This window comes from Deltaproteobacteria bacterium, assembly GCA_026712905.1.
Classification (GTDB): Bacteria; Desulfobacterota; Binatia; order UBA9968; family JAJDTQ01; genus JAJDTQ01.
Genome location: JAPOPM010000116.1, coordinates 21,529 through 38,174 on the forward strand (window position 1 = coordinate 21,529; position 16,646 = coordinate 38,174).

The 16,646-nt window shown below is 65.4% G+C and carries 17 protein-coding genes; 2 read left to right on the forward strand and 15 right to left on the reverse strand.

The features are described 5' to 3' along the window. Positions 1–2: 2 nt before the first annotated feature. The 12 genes from OXF11_08990 to OXF11_09045 all read right to left on the reverse strand — a co-directional run bounded on the left by OXF11_08990 (position 3) and on the right by OXF11_09045 (position 10,237). Positions 3–1,283, reverse strand: coding sequence for a DUF2791 family P-loop domain-containing protein (locus OXF11_08990; protein MCY4487235.1), 1,281 nt, complete (start codon positions 1,281–1,283; stop codon positions 3–5). A gap of 82 nt (positions 1,284–1,365) precedes the next feature. Beyond that, positions 1,366–2,328, reverse strand: coding sequence for a DUF2791 family P-loop domain-containing protein (locus OXF11_08995; protein ID MCY4487236.1), 963 nt, complete (start codon positions 2,326–2,328; stop codon positions 1,366–1,368). Then, the gene (locus tag OXF11_09000) at positions 2,328–3,128 is read right to left on the reverse strand and encodes a hypothetical protein (protein ID MCY4487237.1); all 801 of its coding nucleotides are present in this window, start codon (positions 3,126–3,128) and stop codon (positions 2,328–2,330) included. Before OXF11_09000 ends, OXF11_08995 begins: the two co-directional genes overlap by 1 nt. Before the next feature lie 134 nt (positions 3,129–3,262). Then, positions 3,263–4,360, reverse strand: coding sequence for a bifunctional diaminohydroxyphosphoribosylaminopyrimidine deaminase/5-amino-6-(5-phosphoribosylamino)uracil reductase RibD (ribD, locus tag OXF11_09005; GenBank protein ID MCY4487238.1), 1,098 nt, complete (start codon positions 4,358–4,360; stop codon positions 3,263–3,265). Between the two features lie 144 nt (positions 4,361–4,504). Further along, positions 4,505–5,077 (reverse strand): transcriptional regulator NrdR, encoded by a 573-nt coding sequence (gene nrdR, locus OXF11_09010; protein MCY4487239.1) that lies wholly within the window; start codon positions 5,075–5,077, stop codon positions 4,505–4,507. Next, the gene (locus tag OXF11_09015; GenBank protein ID MCY4487240.1) at positions 5,074–6,330 is read right to left on the reverse strand and encodes a serine hydroxymethyltransferase; all 1,257 of its coding nucleotides are present in this window, start codon (positions 6,328–6,330) and stop codon (positions 5,074–5,076) included. Before OXF11_09015 ends, nrdR begins: the two co-directional genes overlap by 4 nt. A 122-nt stretch (positions 6,331–6,452) precedes the next feature. Continuing rightward, positions 6,453–6,689, reverse strand: coding sequence for an acyl carrier protein (gene acpP / locus OXF11_09020; protein MCY4487241.1), 237 nt, complete (start codon positions 6,687–6,689; stop codon positions 6,453–6,455). A gap of 83 nt (positions 6,690–6,772) precedes the next feature. Beyond that, positions 6,773–7,525 (reverse strand): 3-oxoacyl-[acyl-carrier-protein] reductase, encoded by a 753-nt coding sequence (gene fabG, locus OXF11_09025; GenBank protein MCY4487242.1) that lies wholly within the window; start codon positions 7,523–7,525, stop codon positions 6,773–6,775. 5 nt (positions 7,526–7,530) lie between these two features. Beyond that, entirely contained in the window at positions 7,531–8,478 is a 948-nt protein-coding gene (gene fabD, locus OXF11_09030; protein MCY4487243.1) for an ACP S-malonyltransferase, read from the reverse strand. Positions 8,479–8,483: 5 nt separating this feature from the next. Continuing rightward, positions 8,484–9,467: a phosphate acyltransferase PlsX gene (gene plsX / locus OXF11_09035; protein MCY4487244.1), complete on the reverse strand. Its 984-nt coding sequence runs from the start codon at positions 9,465–9,467 to the stop codon at positions 8,484–8,486. Positions 9,468–9,500: 33 nt separating this feature from the next. Beyond that, positions 9,501–9,683, reverse strand: a complete 183-nt coding sequence (rpmF, locus tag OXF11_09040; GenBank protein ID MCY4487245.1) for a 50S ribosomal protein L32 — start codon at positions 9,681–9,683, stop codon at positions 9,501–9,503. A gap of 32 nt (positions 9,684–9,715) precedes the next feature. Continuing rightward, positions 9,716–10,237, reverse strand: a complete 522-nt coding sequence (locus OXF11_09045) for a DUF177 domain-containing protein (GenBank protein ID MCY4487246.1) — start codon at positions 10,235–10,237, stop codon at positions 9,716–9,718. Positions 10,238–10,429: 192 nt separating this feature from the next. Between OXF11_09045 and OXF11_09050 the strand changes: the two genes are divergently transcribed. Together OXF11_09050 and OXF11_09055 are read left to right on the forward strand one after the other, a co-directional pair. Next, a complete protein-coding gene (locus tag OXF11_09050; protein MCY4487247.1) occupies positions 10,430–11,353 on the forward strand; it encodes a S1C family serine protease in 924 nt (307 codons plus the stop codon). A 58-nt stretch (positions 11,354–11,411) separates the two neighbouring features. Next, on the forward strand, positions 11,412–11,816 hold the full coding sequence (locus OXF11_09055; protein MCY4487248.1) for a thioesterase family protein: 405 nt from the start codon (positions 11,412–11,414) through the stop codon (positions 11,814–11,816). 34 nt (positions 11,817–11,850) lie between these two features. Here OXF11_09055 and lpxC read toward each other — a convergent pair whose 3' ends face one another. From lpxC to ruvB, 3 genes are all read right to left on the reverse strand, one after another. Further along, complete coding sequence (gene lpxC / locus OXF11_09060; GenBank protein MCY4487249.1) at positions 11,851–13,185, reverse strand: UDP-3-O-acyl-N-acetylglucosamine deacetylase; 1,335 nt, start codon at positions 13,183–13,185, stop codon at positions 11,851–11,853. Between the two features lie 51 nt (positions 13,186–13,236). After that, on the reverse strand, positions 13,237–15,471 hold the full coding sequence (locus OXF11_09065; protein MCY4487250.1) for an ATP-binding protein: 2,235 nt from the start codon (positions 15,469–15,471) through the stop codon (positions 13,237–13,239). 129 nt (positions 15,472–15,600) lie between these two features. Then, positions 15,601–16,638, reverse strand: a complete 1,038-nt coding sequence (gene ruvB / locus OXF11_09070) for a Holliday junction branch migration DNA helicase RuvB (protein MCY4487251.1) — start codon at positions 16,636–16,638, stop codon at positions 15,601–15,603. Between the last annotated feature and the right edge of the window lie 8 nt (positions 16,639–16,646).

Sequence of the window (16,646 nt, forward strand, 5' to 3'; positions counted from 1 at the left end):
GATCACAGGGAATCCGTGCTCTCGTCCTCAGAGCCGCGTTCCAGGTCTCGGTCCTCCGTGTACGCCAAGCGATACTCTTCACCCTCGATCTCAGGCTTTGCACCAGGGTAAAGCCGCCGCAGGTCCCACTCATTGATTGCTGCCCTTACTCTGTAACGCATCCGGTTACGATGGCTATCGCCGGCGGTCTTCGCTGCCAACGGGGGAGCATCCCATTCGTAGGCAGTAGAATAAATTTGACGAAGCTTCTCCAGCGTGTCGTGCATGTCAGCTTCGGCAGGTCGTCCCAGTTCTTTTTGGCACGCCTGTTCCAGGAGCCGCATACCGGTCTCGGCGCGCGGAGCAAGTTCCATGTACCGGCTGGATGCCATCTTCGGACCTACATAATCACGATCCTTCTTGCCGTCCGTGCTAATGACGGCGGTGGCAAAGTCCCCTGACACCGTCCCCACAACGACCAACCCGGGATTCTTCTCTCCGACCGCTTTGCCAATCCACCGGGCCAACTCCGCGTACGCCCGGCCCCGTTGCAACAGCGAGTAGGAACCGATCAACTCGATCTCGTCTAGCAGCACGACCCAACCCTTGTAGCCAGCGCCCTTGATCAGTTGGGTTGCAAACCGCAGCCACTGCGACGGCAGCTCCGCTGCCTTAGGTGCGCCAAAGGAATAATTCCGATATTGGCCGATCTGGCGTAGGCCGTCCTTCACGCGCGAGATCTTGATTTTCTCGCCCGCCCAAAACCGCTCGATGTCCCAGTGGAGATCAAGGTCGCCATTCAGCCTCTCATAGACCATGAGGCTTGCCGGAAACATGCGATTGAAGATACCGGCCTCTGCGGCTCGGTTCGTCCACTCATAGAGACGGGCGTAGGCGGCAGAGTTGAAATTCAGGGACTGTCCCAACTCCTCGATTAAGCGGCCGCGACGCTTGGGGAGCCGGCCGTTCTCCACGGCGGATTTGTACACCTTGCCAAGGTCGTAGAGTGGCGTTTCCTTGCTGACGGCGACCCTGCTGCAGACAAAACCACGGGACAGGGCCAGTTGTTCCAGGTAGGTAAGAAGATGCGACTTGCCCGCACCGAAGTCACCCGACACGAGCATCCCGAGAGCATCCTCGGGCGGGGCCTCCCCATCGGCAGCCTTGGTGAGCTGTTCGTCGAACTGGCGTTCCGCCTCTGGCTGGTTGCAGCCGAGAAGGCTCACGGCATCCCTGTTTGGCACGCCGTTGCGGAGCGCTTCAAGAGCACGCCGGCAGGTTGTCACGGACTGTTCAGTGGGCACCGTTTCCTCCTCCATTCAGTGATGATGAACCACGGGATGTGCGACTAGCGCTGACCCGGAAGCCCAATCACTGACGGGCTTCTCACGACAGTCGGACCAGAGACGCCACAGGATTGACAAGATTTCGGTCACGCACGTCATTCATGATCCTGGTGCGTAGAGCCGGATATACGCCGTAGCCTCTGGAGGCTGGACTTTCGTCGAGAAACTCGTCGTTGGTCAAAACGAATAGGAGCATCCCAGGCAAGCGATCGCTGTCGTCGACAAACTCGCGCAGCAATTCGTAGTGGTCCAGGGTCATGGCCCGACTGTAATAGCGGCGGCCGTCCTTCGGGTTGCGCGCCAGCGTCACCCGTGAGTTATCCAGCAACACCACCGTCCCTGCGCAGCCGGAAAACTGGATCCAATAGAGCGTGGACTGGATGAAGTATCGCGCCGTCGTTCGGTTGATGCCGCTGTAGATGGCGAAAGGACGAACGCTGCTGACGCGAGTGTTGTCTCCCCTCAACCAATCGAGGATGGGCTGAGCGTTGTAGGAGCCGCTTTCCAGAACATCCTCGTTTTCGCAAAGGTGGCACATGGCCACACGGAAGTCTCGGGCCATGTTCGGGTTCCTGAAGACTTTGTCCTGAATGATCGGCCTCAGGTTCTGTATGATCAGCCGCTTCTCCAGAGCGTTAGCGTCGGCAATAGCATCGAAGATATTGTCGGAGGCGTTGACATCCAGACCGTCGACGGAGTAGGACTTCTCCGCCGCCGAACAAAGGATGAAACGACGGGCCAGAAGTCGCCAATCGACTTGACGGGCCAGCCCGAAGAAAATGTCCTGGGGCATGTGCGCTCGCAACTCTGCAGCGTTCAGACTGGCAACGACAAAGCCGTCCTCGTCGCAGCGCTGCCTCACGGTGTCTTGGAGCGCCGACTTCAATAGCTCGGGAGTTACTGCGAACTTCACCGCCGCACCACCGTCCCTGATGAATCCGGACGACAAATACTCATCGTCAATGAACCGCATCCACTCCTGTAACGGTAAGGTTGTCGACATCAGCCGCCTCCGGAAAATCGTATCCCGTAATACGCCACATCGTTGCCGTCAGGACCCACGAACGTAAACAAGCCCTTGGCACTGCGCGCACCCGTGGAGGATGGAAAAGAAACGGAGGCGCCCTTACGTGTCGATCGGGGACCATTCAAATCGAGGAGGTAAACGTCTCGTGCGAAGTCGGTACGGTCATAGTCTCGACTGCTGCCGGGTAGGGATGTGAACAGTCGGTAGATGCGGTCGAGCGGCACGACTGTCCCGAAGCCTCCACTACCAGCCAAATCCGCGGACACGTCGCGCACAATCTCCACGTAGACACTGTAAAGCGATTCAAGAAACCGGGCCGACTCGAAGCGGCCGGCCTTCTTCTGGTTCCCTAGCAGTAGACCGACCAAGTAAGATGGGCGGATGGTGGAAACCTTCTTCTTGTCGACACGAACCGCCCGGTCACTGGGAATGACACGCAAGATGGAAGGATGAGAGACCAAGCGACCTTCCCGTTCGTGAATCGTCAGCCCGCGCTCGGAAGCGACACGGCGCAACTCCCCTACGTAACTGTCCCCGAGATACTGCTCTTCGTCGATATCCGTGAATGGCCAGGATTGCGTGGCATTGGACGTCGATTGGCTCACGGACGCCAACGCGCCATCAAGTCTCTCCTGAACCCTCTTCATACCGACGATGGAACCTTCCCGGGCCGCCTTCTGCAATTGCCTAGCCAGCTTTGTCAGCTCCGCTACCGCGTCCAACATCATCGCGGAAGCACGTTCAGCGTCGCGGAACCCTTGCTCGAAATCAGGCATTAGTTACTCCAAACGTTCAGTCCAAGTGATATAACAACCGTTCAAATCGACTGCAAATGCCCATTCAATACCAGTAGTGGTGTCACTAGAGCGACAGTCACGACCTTGGAACAAGAGCATCGCAGGAAGTTGCCTCACAGGTACGCCGACACCAGGATATCCTCGCCCAGCCTCCGGACCGTCGGGGCTTCCAGCCGCGGGCTTTGGCGCATGCGCTCGATGCCGAGGTCGCCCACCATGGGGAGGCCCTCGGCGCCGATGAACTTGGGGGCGTAGAAGCACAGGACCTTGTCCACGGCCTTTTCGGAAATGGCGCGGGCCGCGGTCACGGCGCCGCCTTCCACCAGGACGCTGAGGACGTCCGCGCGGGCGAGCTTCCGCAGCACGCGCCGGAAGGAGATGCGGCCGCGGCTCACGGGGAAGCGCCACACCTGGACCCCGAGGTCTTGCAGGCGCTTGCCGTGGTCCGCGGGGGCGTCGTTGCCGGTGACCAGCACGGTCCTCTCGGGGTGCGGCTGGGTGACCAGCTTGGCGGTGAGGGGCGTGCGCAGGCGCCGGTCCAGCACGACGCGCAACGGGTCGCGTCCGCCCGGCAGGCGGCAGGTGAGCTGGGGGTCGTCGGCGAGCACGGTGCCGGAGCCCACCAATACGGCATCCAGCTCGTTGCGCAGGCGGTGCACGTAGCGGCGCGCGGCCGGTCCGGTGACCCAGCGGGAGTCTCCGGTGGCGGTGGCGATGCGGCCGTCCAGGGAGGCCGCCAGCTTGAGGGTGACGAAGGGCAGCCCACGGGTGACGTGCTTGACGAAGGCCTCGTTGAGCCGGCGGCATTCCTCTTCCCGCACCGGCGCATCCACGCGGATACCGGCATCGCGCAGAGCCTGCACGCCACGGCCCGCCACCGCGGGGTTGGCGTCGATCATGCCCGCCACCACCCGTGCGACACCTGCCTCGATGACGGCGCGGGCGCATGGGGGCGTACGTCCGAAGTGGCTGCAGGGCTCCAGGTTGACGTAGAGCGTGGCGCCGCGCGCCGCCGCTCCGGCGTCGCGAAGGGCGGCCACCTCCGCGTGGTCCGCGCCGGCCCGGGCATGATGGCCGCGCCCCACGACACGCCCGTCACGCACCACCACCGCGCCCACCATGGGATTCGGGCTGGTCCGGCCCGCCGCCCGGCGCGCCAGCCGGAGGGCCGCGCCCATGTAACGCTCATCACTGTGCGCGGAAACGTTCATGGCTGAGTCGGGGAAACCAACGGCCACGGTTCCATGCTCACACCTGCCCGAGGGCGCGCCCGAGGACCGGCGGACGGAGCTTCGATCGGCCAGGGAGTACGGTTGCCCGCGCGTGCGCGGCCGTCGCTCGCCTTGAAGCGCGTCTCATGCCGATTCGCTGCCGGAGGGAGCGGAGGTCGGAGGGTTGCCGGCACCGGCGGACTTCCGCCGCACCTTGCGCGGAGTTCCCGCCTTGCGCGGCGGCTTGGGCGTGGCGCGGTTGCTCCGCTGGTTGAGGAGGTCCTCCAACTCGGCCATGAACTCGTTGAGGTCCTTGAAGGAACGGTAGACCGAGGCGAAACGGACGTAGGCCACCGCATCGGTATCGTGCAGCTCGCGCATGGCGGCCTCGCCGATGATGGAGCCGGGGACCTCCTTTTCGCCGCGTTCCTGGAGGCCGCGCTCGATGCTGTCGGCCATGGCCTCGATGGCGTCCATGCTGACGGGACGCTTCTGACAGGCGCGCTTGAGTCCGTTGATGATCTTGAGTCGGTCGAAGGCTTCCCGGCGTCCGTCTTTCTTCACCACCATGGGCATGGCCTCTTCCACGCGCTCGTAGGTGGTGAAGCGGCGCGAGCACACCATGCACTCCCGCCGCCGCCGGATCATCTCGCCGTCCTTCCCCAGCCGGGAGTCGATGACGTGGCTGTTGGACTGGCGGCAAAAGGGGCATTTCATGGAACCGCCGTCTTTCCGCGGTACACGGGAAAGCGCTCGCACAGTGCCCGCACGTCGGCGGCGACGGCGGCGAGTCCGGCGTCATCTCCGACGTGGGAGAGGGCGCGCTGGATCAGCTCGGCGACGAGCCGCATTTCCGGCTCCTTCATGCCGCGTGTGGTGACGGCCGGGGTGCCGATGCGCACGCCGCTGGTGACGAACGGCGAGCGGTTGTCGAAGGGTACGGTGTTGCGGTTGGCGGTGATTCCCGCCTGCTCCAGAGTGTCCTGCGCGAGCTTGCCCGTGAGTTCGGAGTCCCGCAGGTCCATCAGCATCAGGTGGTTCTCGGTGCCGCCGGAAACCAGGCGAAAGCCGCGTTCCATCAGCGCGCCGGCCAGGGCCTTGGCGTTGGCGACGATCTGCCGCTGGTAGTCGGCGAACTCCGGGGTCGCGGCTTCCTTCAAACCTACCGCCTTGGCCGCGATGACGTGCATGAGGGGGCCTCCCTGCATGCCCGGAAACACCCGGCTGTTGAGCGTCTTGGCGTGTTCCTCGCGACAGAGGATCATGCCCCCGCGCGGCCCCCGCAGGGTCTTGTGCGTGGTGGTGGTGACGAAGTCCGCGTGGGGCACCGGGCTCGGGTGGCAGCCGGCGGCGACCAGTCCGGCGATGTGCGCCATGTCCACCATCAGCAGCGCTCCCACCTCGTCCGCGATCTCGCGGAACCTGGGGTAGTCGATGGTGCGCGGATACGCGCTCGCGCCCGCCACGATGAGGCGCGGGCGCTGCTCGCGGGCCAGATCCGCCAACGCGTCGTAGTCGATGGTCTCGGTTTCCTCCGAGACGCCGTAGGGCACCACGTTGTAAAGCCGCCCGGAGAAGTTCACGGGACTCCCCATGGACAGGTGCCCACCGTGGGAAAGGTTCATCCCGAGGTAGGTGTCACCGGGGTTCAGCACGGCGAAGTAGACGGCCATGTTCGCCTGGGAACCCGAGTGCGGCTGGACATTGACGTGCTCCGCGCCGAACAGCTCCCTGGCCCGCTCCACCGCCAGACGCTCCACCACGTCCACGTACTCGCAGCCACCGTAGTAGCGCCGCCCCGGATAGCCCTCCGCGTACTTGTTGGTCATGAGCGAGCCCTGGGCCTCGAGCACGGCCTCGCTCACCACATTCTCGGACGCGATCAACTCCAGGTTGGACTCGAGGCGCTCGCTCTCGTCGGCGATCGCTTGAAACACCTCGGGATCGACTTGTTCCAGGCTGGCTGAGATCACTCTCTGTTCCTCGTCGTTGAGCGGCATGGCGCGACCAAAGGGTCACCCATGCCCTTTCATAGGCGTGGCACGTTCCCGCCGGGCGGATGAGACCGCGCGGCGAACGCACGTCCCGGACGCTATCGGTGGCTCACGATGTAGTCGATGACGTCTTGCACGGTCTTGATCTTTTCGGCGTCCTCGTCCGAGATCTCCATCTCGTACTCTTCCTCCAACGCCATGACCAGCTCGACGATGTCCAGAGAATCGGCCCCCAGATCCTCGATGAACGAGGCTTCGGGACTGACTTCTCCGTCGCTCACTCCCAGTTGCTCACAGATGATCTCCTTGACCCTCGCCTCGACCTCTGTCGCCATCTTGTACCCTCCTCTTCGTATCCGTGCTCGTATTCGCGATGACGGGTGTCCCGCGCTCTCCGCCGGTGGCAAAATCACCAAAGTCACATATACAGGCCGCCGTTGACCGCGATGGTCTGCCCGGTGATGTACTCGCCCCCAGGTCCCGCCAGAAAAGCCACGGTTCGCGCAACGTCGTCGCCGCCGCCGAACCGTCCCAGGGGAATCGCCTCGAGATAACGGCCGCGGGTTTCCTCGTTCAGGCTGGCCGTCATCTCCGTTTCGATGAAGCCCGGTGCCACCGCGTTGACGGTAATGCCGCGCGGCGCGAGTTCCCGGGCCATGGACTTGGTGAACCCCTCGATGCCCGCCTTGGAAGCAGCATAAACCGACTGGCCAACGTTTCCCATTTGCCCGGCCACCGAGGTCAGGTTCACGATCCGTCCGTACCGTTGCCGGATCATCCTCCTCGCGGCCGCCTTGGTGCAGTGGAACAGGCCTCTCAGATTGACGTCGATGATCCGATCCCAGTCCGGGGACGATTGGCGCAGCAACAAACCGTCGCCGGTCACACCCGCATTGTTGATTAAAATATCAAGTTTTTCATGCCCGTCAATGATCCCCTTGACGGCCGCCTCCACCTCGTCCGCCCGTCCCACGTCGAAGGGTGCCAACTCGGCGCGACCGTTGTCGCTCAGAACTGCTTCCAGCACCTCCTCGGCCGCCGCGTGGTTCTCCCGGTAGTTGATGATGACCCGGGCGCCCAGCCCGGCCAGGCACAGGACCACCGCCCGTCCGATGCCCCTGCTCCCGCCCGTGACCAGCGCGACTCTGTCCGCCAACGGTGCCGCCGCCATGCCCGTCAGGCCCCCAGCTCCGTCACGAGCTTGTCCACGTCCTCGGGCGCTTCCACGTGGAGGTTGTGCACGCCCCGGTCGATGCGTCGGATGAGTCCCGAGAGGACCCTGCCGGGACCGATTTCCACGGCGCGCTCGCAACCAAGCTCCACCAGCGCGCGCACCGACTCGTCCCAGCGAACCGGCGCCACCACCTGCTCCACCAGCAGGGGTTTCACCCGCGCCGGGTCCGCGTTCACCGCCGCCTCGACGTTGGTGACGACTCCCACCGACAAGGGACGCACCGCCACGGCCTCCAGCACCTCGCGCAAACCCTCGGCCGCGGGTTTCATCAACGCGCAGTGGAACGGCGCGCTCACCGCCAGCTCCACCACCTTGCGCGCGCCCCGTTCGCGTGCCAGTTGGGCGGCCCGTCGCACGGCCGCGCACGCGCCGGACACCACCACCTGCCCGCCGCCGTTCAGGTTGGCCGGGGCCACCACCTCGCCGTCCGCCGCCTCGGCGCAGATCCCCTCCACGGCGGCGGCCTCCAGCCCGAGAATGGCGGCCATGCCGCCCTCGCCCTCGGGTACGGCCTGCTGCATCAGACGGCCCCGCTCCCGCACCACCCGCGCCGCGTCCGCCAGCCCGAGCGCGCCCGCGCACACCAGGGCGCTGTACTCTCCGAGGCTGTGCCCCGCCACCCAGGCGGGCTTGAGACCGCACTGGCCTTCCAGCACCCGCAGCGCCGCCACGGACACTGTCAGGATCGCGGGTTGCGTGTTTTCCGTTCGGTTGAGGTCGGCCTCGGGACCGTGGAAGCAGAGCTCCCGCAAGCCGAAACCCAAGGCATCCTCCGCCTCTTCAAAGACGGCCGCGGCCTCGGGGAACCGGTCGCACAAGGCTTGGCCCATGCCCACGTACTGGGAACCCTGCCCGGGAAAGACGAAAGCGGTTCGAGTCTGCTCCTTCACCGTTCTCAACCAAGCGCGCTCACGATCTCTCTGTTGACGTCCTGCGAGACGGCCTCGGCCGCGACCCGCACGGCGTTCTTGATGGCCTTCGCGGACGAGCCCCCGTGCGCGACGATGGCGATGCCGTTCAAGCCGATCAGCGGCGCGCCGCCGTAGTGCGCGTAGTCGAGACGGTCGTAGGCGCGTCTTATGGCGCCTCGGCTCAACAGGTACCCCAGGCGGCTCGACAGGCTGCTGCGGAACGCTTCCTTGAGCACCGTGGAAACGAACTGTCCGAGACCCTCCATGGTCTTCAGCGCGACGTTGCCGGTGAAGCCGTCACAGACCACGACCTCGACCCGGCCGTTCGTGATGTCCCGGCCCTCCACGTAACCCACGAAGTTCAGGTCCGAACCCCGCAACTCGCCAAGCGCCTCGCGCGTGAGGTCATTGCCCTTGCTTTCCTCCTCGCCGTTGCTCAGGACACCGACCCGCGGGCGGGCGATGCCGAGAATCTTCTCCGAGTAAATGGCTCCCATATGCGCGAACTGCACGAGTTGCCGGGGCTTGCAGTCGGTGTTGGCACCCCCGTCCACCAGCACGGTGCCGCCGGACAGGGACGGGCTCACCGCCAGGATCGCCGGCCGGTCCACGCCGGGCAACCGCCCCAGTACGAACATGCCGATGGCCAACATGGCCCCGGAATTCCCCGCGCTTACCACCGCGTCCCCTTCCCCGGCCTTCAGCCGGTCGAAGGCGGCCCTCATGGTGGAATCCTTCTGTTTCAGGGCGCGGCTGGGCGAGTCTTGCATGCCGATGAACGTCGCCGCGGACAGCACGCGTACGGCCGCCGGGTCGTACTTGCGGCTCGACAGCTCGGACTCCACGGCGTGCCCCTGGCTGACCAGGGTCACCTCCACCCCATACTCCTCCGCCGCCTCCAGAGCTCCGTCCACGACGACACTCGGGCCGTGGTCACCGCCCATCGCGTCAACGATAATCCGCCGCATCACGCACAGGGGACAGGCGCACTCGAGAGCACCCTAGGTGTCTTCGCCGGTCGTGACCGGCCGCGCCTTGTAGTAGCCGCAGGCCGCGCAGACCCGGTGCCTCAGCATCGCCGCGCCGCAGCGGGAGCAAGTGACCCACTGCGGGACCGCGATGGCGTCATGGGCGCGGCGCTTGTTGCGCTTGCTGTTGGAGGTTCTTCTCTTGGGTACGGGCATGTCTTCATCCTGTGTTTGCCGGCGTGCCGGCGCTACGGCCGGTCCGGCCGGAGGTTGCGAAAAACGGCCATGCGGAGATCCCCCGGCGACGTGCACCCGCACGTGGTCCGGTTCAACTCGGCGCCGCAGTCGGGGCACAGGCCGCGGCAATTGTCACTGCACAGGGGCCGGAGGGGCAGGGCGAGCAACGTCTGCTCACGGACGAAGGGCGAGAGGTCGATGTCCTCCCCGGTGTAGAAGCTCAAGCCCATTTCGTCCGCCGTAAGCTCCATGTTCTTATTAGTCGGAAGGGGGTCCGGGGTCAATACGAAGTCGAAGGATTTTTCAATAATGAAGCCGCAATCCTCCAGGCAGCGGCCGCACTCGGCTCGCGCCGCTCCCTTGAGGCTCCCGTGGAAGAATATTTCCCGTCCCGACCGATAGTAGGTGACGTCGACCTGGACCGGCGACGGGAAGCGGACCGTGGCCCAGGCTTCTTCCCCAACGATGTCGAGGGGTTCGGTGAAGCGGGTCTCCCTGGGTACGGTCTCGATTCGGCTAAGAGGGATCTTCAAGGCGGCTCCAGTCAAACGATCTTCATAGCTGGCAGGCATCAAGCCTGTCAATCTCCGGAGCCCCTGCACGGGCGCGCCTTGTGTACGTGAATCGTTTCTGCTAACGCATGAGTCCGTGAGATTTTCCCCGCATCTCCGGAACGCCGGGCGTCGAGGCCGCGCCCGCTGGCGCAACTGCGTCGGAGGCGACGCGTGAACGCCCGTCTCGGACTCGTGCACGCGGTGTTGCTCGCCACGGCAGACCTCAACACCACGGTGCCGGCACAGCATCCTTCCGCGCGGAACCTTGGCACCGAGCGCATGGGCTCGGGGACGATCGTCGACGCCGACGGCGTCATTCTCACGGTCAACTACGTCGTCAACGGCGCCGACTCCATCACCGTGACGCTCGCGGACGGGAAGCAATACCCCGGGCAGCTCATGGCCCAGGACTTCGACAGCGGCATCGCCCTGGTCAAGATCGACGCCCACGACCTGCCCTTCCTGCGCCCGGCGGAGACCCTGACCGTGGGGCAGCCGGCCTTCATGATCGCCAGTAGCGGACAGCACAACCGGCGCGTCAGCGACGGCAACGTGACGTCGCTGGAAGGCTACGACGGACAGTGGGAGTACATGCTGGAGAAGTCCATCCGTGTGAGCGCCTTCAATCCGGGCTTCGGCGGCGGCACCCTGGCGGACTCCCGCGGACGGTTGCTGGGAGTCGTCTCGCTGAACCTCAACGACATCGGAAAATTCACCATGGCCATCCCGGTGGAGTACTACCTTCGGGACGCGGACGAGCTGCGAAACCTGGGCCGGGTGCGCAGTCGCCCCGCGCGGCCCTGGCTCGGGCTCTACTCACAGGCCATGGGCGGTCACGTGCTCATCACCGGAGTCACCCCGTCCGGACCCGCGGAGAAAGCGGGGCTCAAGCAGGGCGACATCGTCCTGGCCGTGGAGCGGCAGGAGGTACAGACCCGGCCCCAGCTCTACCGGGAGGTGTGGAAGAAACAGGCCGGCGACGTCATCACTTTCCGCGTGATCCGGGGCGACGGCTCCATGGACGTTCAGGTTCCCAGCATCGATCGCTGGGACCGCAACCAGAACAACCCTCCGGGGGGCCAGGCCGGCGCCTGACCGGCGCCTCCCGTCTCCCATCCGGCGTACAGGCCGCCCTTCCGAGACGACGCGCCTCGTGAAGAACATCACCACCTACCGGGTAATCTACGGCGACACCGACCAGATGGGTGTCGCCTATTACGCCAACTATCTCCGCTGGTTCGAAATCGGCAGGACCGAGTTCATGCGCCAGGCGGGCATTCCCTACGACCAGGCGGAACGCGACGGGATCTTTTTCCCGGTGACGGAAGTCCAGTGCCGTTACCGCAAACCGGCCCTCTACGACAACCTGCTGTGGATCGAGACCACCATCGAATCGCTCAGCCCCGTGGCGGTGAGGTTCCATTATCGCATCGGCCTGGAGGGAGACCGCACCGCGCTGGCGTCCGGCTGGACGAAGCACGCGTGCCTCGGCCGTGAACGCAGGCTGACGCCCCTGCCCGACGCCTACGCGCGCCTGCTCGGGCTTACCGGGAACTAGGCTCCTGTCCGAGGACCCCCTGTTCCGGGAAGAGTCAGCGCGCCGGCTCCGCCGCGGCGTGGGCGCCGGCGCCGGTCTCGAACCCGGGGAGGCCGTAGGTTTCCGCGACGCGCCGCAAGAGCGCGACATTGTCCGCGTGACCCGTCATCCGCGCGCGCACGCGGCCGCGAATGGGACGGCCCATGAGCGAGAAGTCGCCGACGATATCCAGTATCTTGTGACGCACGAATTCATCGTCGAAGCGCAGGGAGGTGTTGATCACGCGCTCGTCGTCGATGAGAATGCAGTTCCCGAGGCGGCCCCCCTTGATCAAGCCCATCCGTTCGAGCTTCTCGAAATCGCGCAAGAAGCCGAAGGTCCGCGCCGGGGCGATCTCATCCCGGAACGACGCCGCTCCGCCGTGGACGTAGACGTATTCCTGAGCCCCCACGGGACTCGGATACCGCAGGCGGTAGTCCACCGTGAAGACGTCGGCCGGTTCGATGAGGATCTCCTCCGGCCCGTCTCCGGTCACGCTCAGGGTCCGATCGATGACGATCTCGGGGCACGCCGCCTCCTGCTCCTCCACCCCGGCCTCCTCGATCAGGCGGCAGAACTCGATGGCCGAGCCGTCCATGATGGGGATCTCGCCGTACATCTTGATCAACAGGTTGGTGATGCCGTAGGCGTAAAGGGCCGCCATCAAGTGCTCCACGGTGCCCACCACCACGGCGCCGCGGCGCAACGACGTGGCGAAATCGGTGGAGCGCACGAAGTCCAGGTGGGCGGGGACCGTGGCGTCGCCGGAGATGCCCCCGAAGTGAATGCCGCTGTTCTCCGGCAACGGGTGCAGGATGACGCCGGTGTTGACGCCCGAATGCAGCCCCAGGCCGCATGCCACGACGCTCTTCTTGAGGGTCTTCTGGGGCGCGCCGCCGTTCGCGGAACCAGCCCCGGACGACGCTCCCGCGGCCCAGCGCAGCCGCAACTGCTGCTCCGCCACCGGACCCTCCCGCCGCGCATCGCCGCAGGCGCGCTTGATGGTGGCCAGCAGCCCGTCCAGGGAGAGCGGCTTCTCGATGAAGTCGAAGGCGCCGAGCTTGGTGGCGGTCACCGCGGTGTGGATGCTCCCGTGGCCGGATATCATGATGACGCGCGCGTCCGGGTGCACGCTCTTGATCTGCTTGAGCAGCACGATACCGTCCATCTCGGGCATCCAGATGTCCAGCAGAATCACGTCCGGGGCCTCCTGCGCCACCAGGTGCAGGACCTCGGAGCCCTCGGTTGCCGCGATCACGCGGTAGCCCTCGTCGGCGAGTATCTCCCGCACGGTTTCGCGGATGACGTCCTCGTCGTCCACCACCAGCACGGTTCGTTGCGCTGCCTGCATCGTTTGTGAATCCTCCACTGGTGTGGTGTTCCCGCCTTCCGCGCTCCCGCGTCAGGACGCCTCGCTCGCGCGGATGTCGAGCGGCTCGACCTGCGCGGCCGCCGGCAACTCGATGATGAAGCGCGTGCCGCGGGGCTGGTTCTGGCGCACGCGGATGTATCCCCGGTGGTCGGCGACGATGGTGCCGACGATCGAAAGGCCCAGGCCCGTGCCGTCCTCCTTGGTCGAATAGTACGGCTCGAAGATCCGCCCCCGTTCCTCACGGGCGATGCCCTCGCCCTCGTCCGCCACCTCCAGCCGCACCATGCCGAAGGCTTCGTCGAAGCGCGTGGCGATCTCGACGCGTCCGCCGCCTTTGAGGGACGCCACCGCGTTGTCCAGCAGGTTGAACAAGGCGCGCTTGATCTGCTCGCGGTCCAGCTCCACCAACGGAATGGTATCCTGCTCCGAGAAATCGAACTCGACCTCCCGGTGACCCTCCTTGAAAAGGAACAGCGCTTCCCGCACCACGTCGTTCAAATCGTCGGGGCCAAGCTTCGCGGTGGGCAGCCGCGCAAAGTTCGAGAACTCGTTCACCAGGGTCTTGAGCTCCTCCACCTGCCGGATGATGGTGGACGTGCACTTGTCGAGCACCGCGCCGTCTCCGTCCAGGACGTTCTCGTAACGCTTGCGCAGGCGCTGTGCCGAGAGCTGGATCGGCGTCAGCGGGTTCTTGATCTCGTGGGCGATGCGCCGCGCCACCTCGCGCCACGCTTCCACCCGCTGCACGCTCTGGATCTCGGTGAGGTCTTCCATGAACACCATCACCCCGAGCGTGCGGCCCTCGTCGTCGCGCAGATCGGCGGCCACGGTCATGAGCATCCGCGCCCGCTCGGCACCGCCGACACGCACCCCGCACTCCACCGCGACGCCGTCCTTTACCTGCTCGATGACGTCGAGCAGGGGCTGCAGCTCCGGTGCTCCCAGCGCCTCCTCGTAGCGCCGGTGCAGGATGTCCGCGGCGCGCAGGTCCAGGATCTGCTCCGCGGCCTTGTTGACGATGGTCACCTTCCCGGACCGGTCCACCGAGATCACCCCGGCGGTGATGTTGGCGAGCAGCGTCTCCATGTATTGCCGGCGCTGCTCCAGCTCGGAGTGGGTGTGCTTGAGGTCCTCGGTCATCTGGTTGAACGAGGCCACCAGGGTGCCGATCTCGTCGTCGCCGCCGCTCTCGATGCGGTAGTCCAGGTTGCCGTGGGCGACTTCGTGCGTGCCCTCCGCCAACTGCTGGATCGGTACCGTGATCCCCTTGGCCAGCGCAAAGCCGAACCACGAAGCCGCGAAGATCATGACCAGCGTGATGAGCAGCAGCGTCAGCATGTACGCGTTCTTCACCGGCTCGTTGAGGATGGCCATGTGCTTGTACTCTTCGTACGATCGGGAGATCGCCCGCGCCTTCTTGCTGACGCTCACGGGCACGAAGAAGTCCGCCACCACCGCTCCGATGATGCGCCGGCCCTCGCCGTAGACCGGCACCGCGCCGCGCAGCACGTCGCCGTCGCCCAACGTCTCGCTCCGGGTCACCTCGAGGCCGCGCAACGCGCTGTCGAGAAAATCCGCCCGGGGCCGGACCGTCACTCCGGTGGGGACCTGGTCGTTGAACGCCTTCACCAGCGCGGTCCCGTCGGGCTTGTAGACCTCCACCGTGCCGAGGTTGTATTCTCGCTGCTTCTCCTCCACCAGACGCTTCAACCCGTCGAGGCCTTGCGGCTCGAAGAGTTTCGCGTCGCCGATGCGGTGGCTTAGCTCGCGCGCGAAGAAAAGCGCGTTGTCGGCCGAGTTCTGGTAGTAGGTGGAGCTGATGTCGAGGGAGCCCCTGAGGGCGTTGACCACCTGGGCGTCGAACCATTTGTCCACCGATCGCGTCACCAGGCTTCCGGCGGTCAGGAACAGGAACACGGTGGGCACCAGCGACAGACCGATGAACGCGAACACCAGGCGGGCCTGGAGGCGGGAGCCCAGGATGCGCCGGCGCCGGTCCAGCACCAGCTTCAGGAGGTTCCGCACCACCAGGAACACCAGCAACACCAGCAGGATGATGTTGAGGTTGACCAGCAGGAAGAACGCGATATTGCTGACGAGGGTGTAGTCCGCGGAAACGTCCGGAAGGATGTCCTCGAAGAACGCGAACAGCAGGATCAACAGGGCGGCGATGAGGATCAACCACCCCTCGCGCCGGCGCCGTCTGCGTTCCGCGGATTGCAGCGCCTGCGCCCGTTCTTCGTCGGCCTTGGCTGTGCTGCTCATTGGAGTGGCCATACCCGCTGCCCTGGTGCGTTGCGTCACACCAGGCACGGAATACGAATGCACGGCATCACACTAACGTTTCCACCGGCAAAGCACAAAGGAAATGAGCACAAGCGCCTCGCGCGCCGCCTACAGCAAACGCTTCTGGCGCTTCTCCCGGTCCACGCGCGACGCCGACTGCGACCGTCCCAGGTGCCGGTAGGCCATCGGCGTGGCCACTCGGCCCTGGGGACGCCGCTCCAGGAAACCGGCCTGGATGAGGTAGGGTTCGTAGGCGTCCTCGACGGTGCCGCGCTCCTCGCCGGTGGCGGCGGCGAGGGTGTCCAGGCCCACCGGACCGCCGTCGAACTTGTCGATGATGGTGACGAGGATCAGCGTGTCCATCTTGTCGCACCCCTGCTCGTCCACCTCCAGCATCTCCAGCGCCCGGCACGCCACCGGCCGGGTGACCCTGCCCTCGCCGTGGACCTCCGCGTAGTCCCGCACCCGGCGCAGCAGCCGGTTGGCGATGCGCGGCGTGCCGCGGGAGCGGCGCGCGATTTCCATGAAACCCGCGTCGTCGCCGCCCACGCCCAGCAGCGACGCCGAGCGGGCCAACAGCTTGGTCAGTACCTCCGGCTCGTAGAAGTCGAGGCGGAACACCGCGCCGAACCGGTTGCGCAAGGCCGGCGTCAAGAGGCCGGAACGGGTGGTGGCGCCGATGAGGGTGAAGCGCTTCAGATCGAGCTTGATGGACTTGGCGCCGGGACCCTGCCCGATCATCACGTCCACCTGGAAGTCTTCCATGGCCGGGTAGAGCACCTCCTCCACCACGTGGTTGAGGCGATGGATCTCGTCGATGAACAGGATGTCGCCGGCATCCAGGTTCGTCAGCAGAGCGGCCAGGTCCCCGGGGCGCTCGATCACCGGACCCGAGGTAGGACGGATGTCTACCCCCATCTCGTGCGAGATGAGGTGCGCCAGCGAGGTCTTGCCGAGCCCGGGAGGGCCGTGGAAGAGCAGGTGGTCGAGGACGTCACCGCGCTGCTTGGCGGCGGTGATGGCGATGGCGAGGTTGGCCTTGACCTTGTCCTGACCGACGTATTCGCTGAAGCGCCGCGGACGCAGGCTCGAGTCGTAGACGACGTCGTCTTCCGTGCCCGTGGGCGAGATGGTCCTGTTTTCCATGAACGCGG

Coding starts and splice junctions, on each gene's coding strand:
- rpmF (MCY4487245.1), bottom strand. CDS start 9,683: ATGCCCGTACCCAAGAGAAGAACCTCCAACAGCAAGCGCAACAAGCGC.
- lpxC (MCY4487249.1), bottom strand. CDS start 13,185: ATGCAGGCAGCGCAACGAACCGTGCTGGTGGTGGACGACGAGGACGTC.
- acpP (MCY4487241.1), bottom strand. CDS start 6,689: ATGGCGACAGAGGTCGAGGCGAGGGTCAAGGAGATCATCTGTGAGCAA.
- nrdR (MCY4487239.1), bottom strand. CDS start 5,077: ATGAAATGCCCCTTTTGCCGCCAGTCCAACAGCCACGTCATCGACTCC.
- ribD (MCY4487238.1), bottom strand. CDS start 4,360: ATGAACGTTTCCGCGCACAGTGATGAGCGTTACATGGGCGCGGCCCTC.
- fabG (MCY4487242.1), bottom strand. CDS start 7,525: ATGGCGGCGGCACCGTTGGCGGACAGAGTCGCGCTGGTCACGGGCGGG.
- ruvB (MCY4487251.1), bottom strand. CDS start 16,638: ATGGAAAACAGGACCATCTCGCCCACGGGCACGGAAGACGACGTCGTC.
- plsX (MCY4487244.1), bottom strand. CDS start 9,467: ATGCGGCGGATTATCGTTGACGCGATGGGCGGTGACCACGGCCCGAGT.
- OXF11_09000 (MCY4487237.1), bottom strand. CDS start 3,128: ATGCCTGATTTCGAGCAAGGGTTCCGCGACGCTGAACGTGCTTCCGCG.
- OXF11_08995 (MCY4487236.1), bottom strand. CDS start 2,328: ATGTCGACAACCTTACCGTTACAGGAGTGGATGCGGTTCATTGACGAT.
- OXF11_09065 (MCY4487250.1), bottom strand. CDS start 15,471: ATGAGCAGCACAGCCAAGGCCGACGAAGAACGGGCGCAGGCGCTGCAA.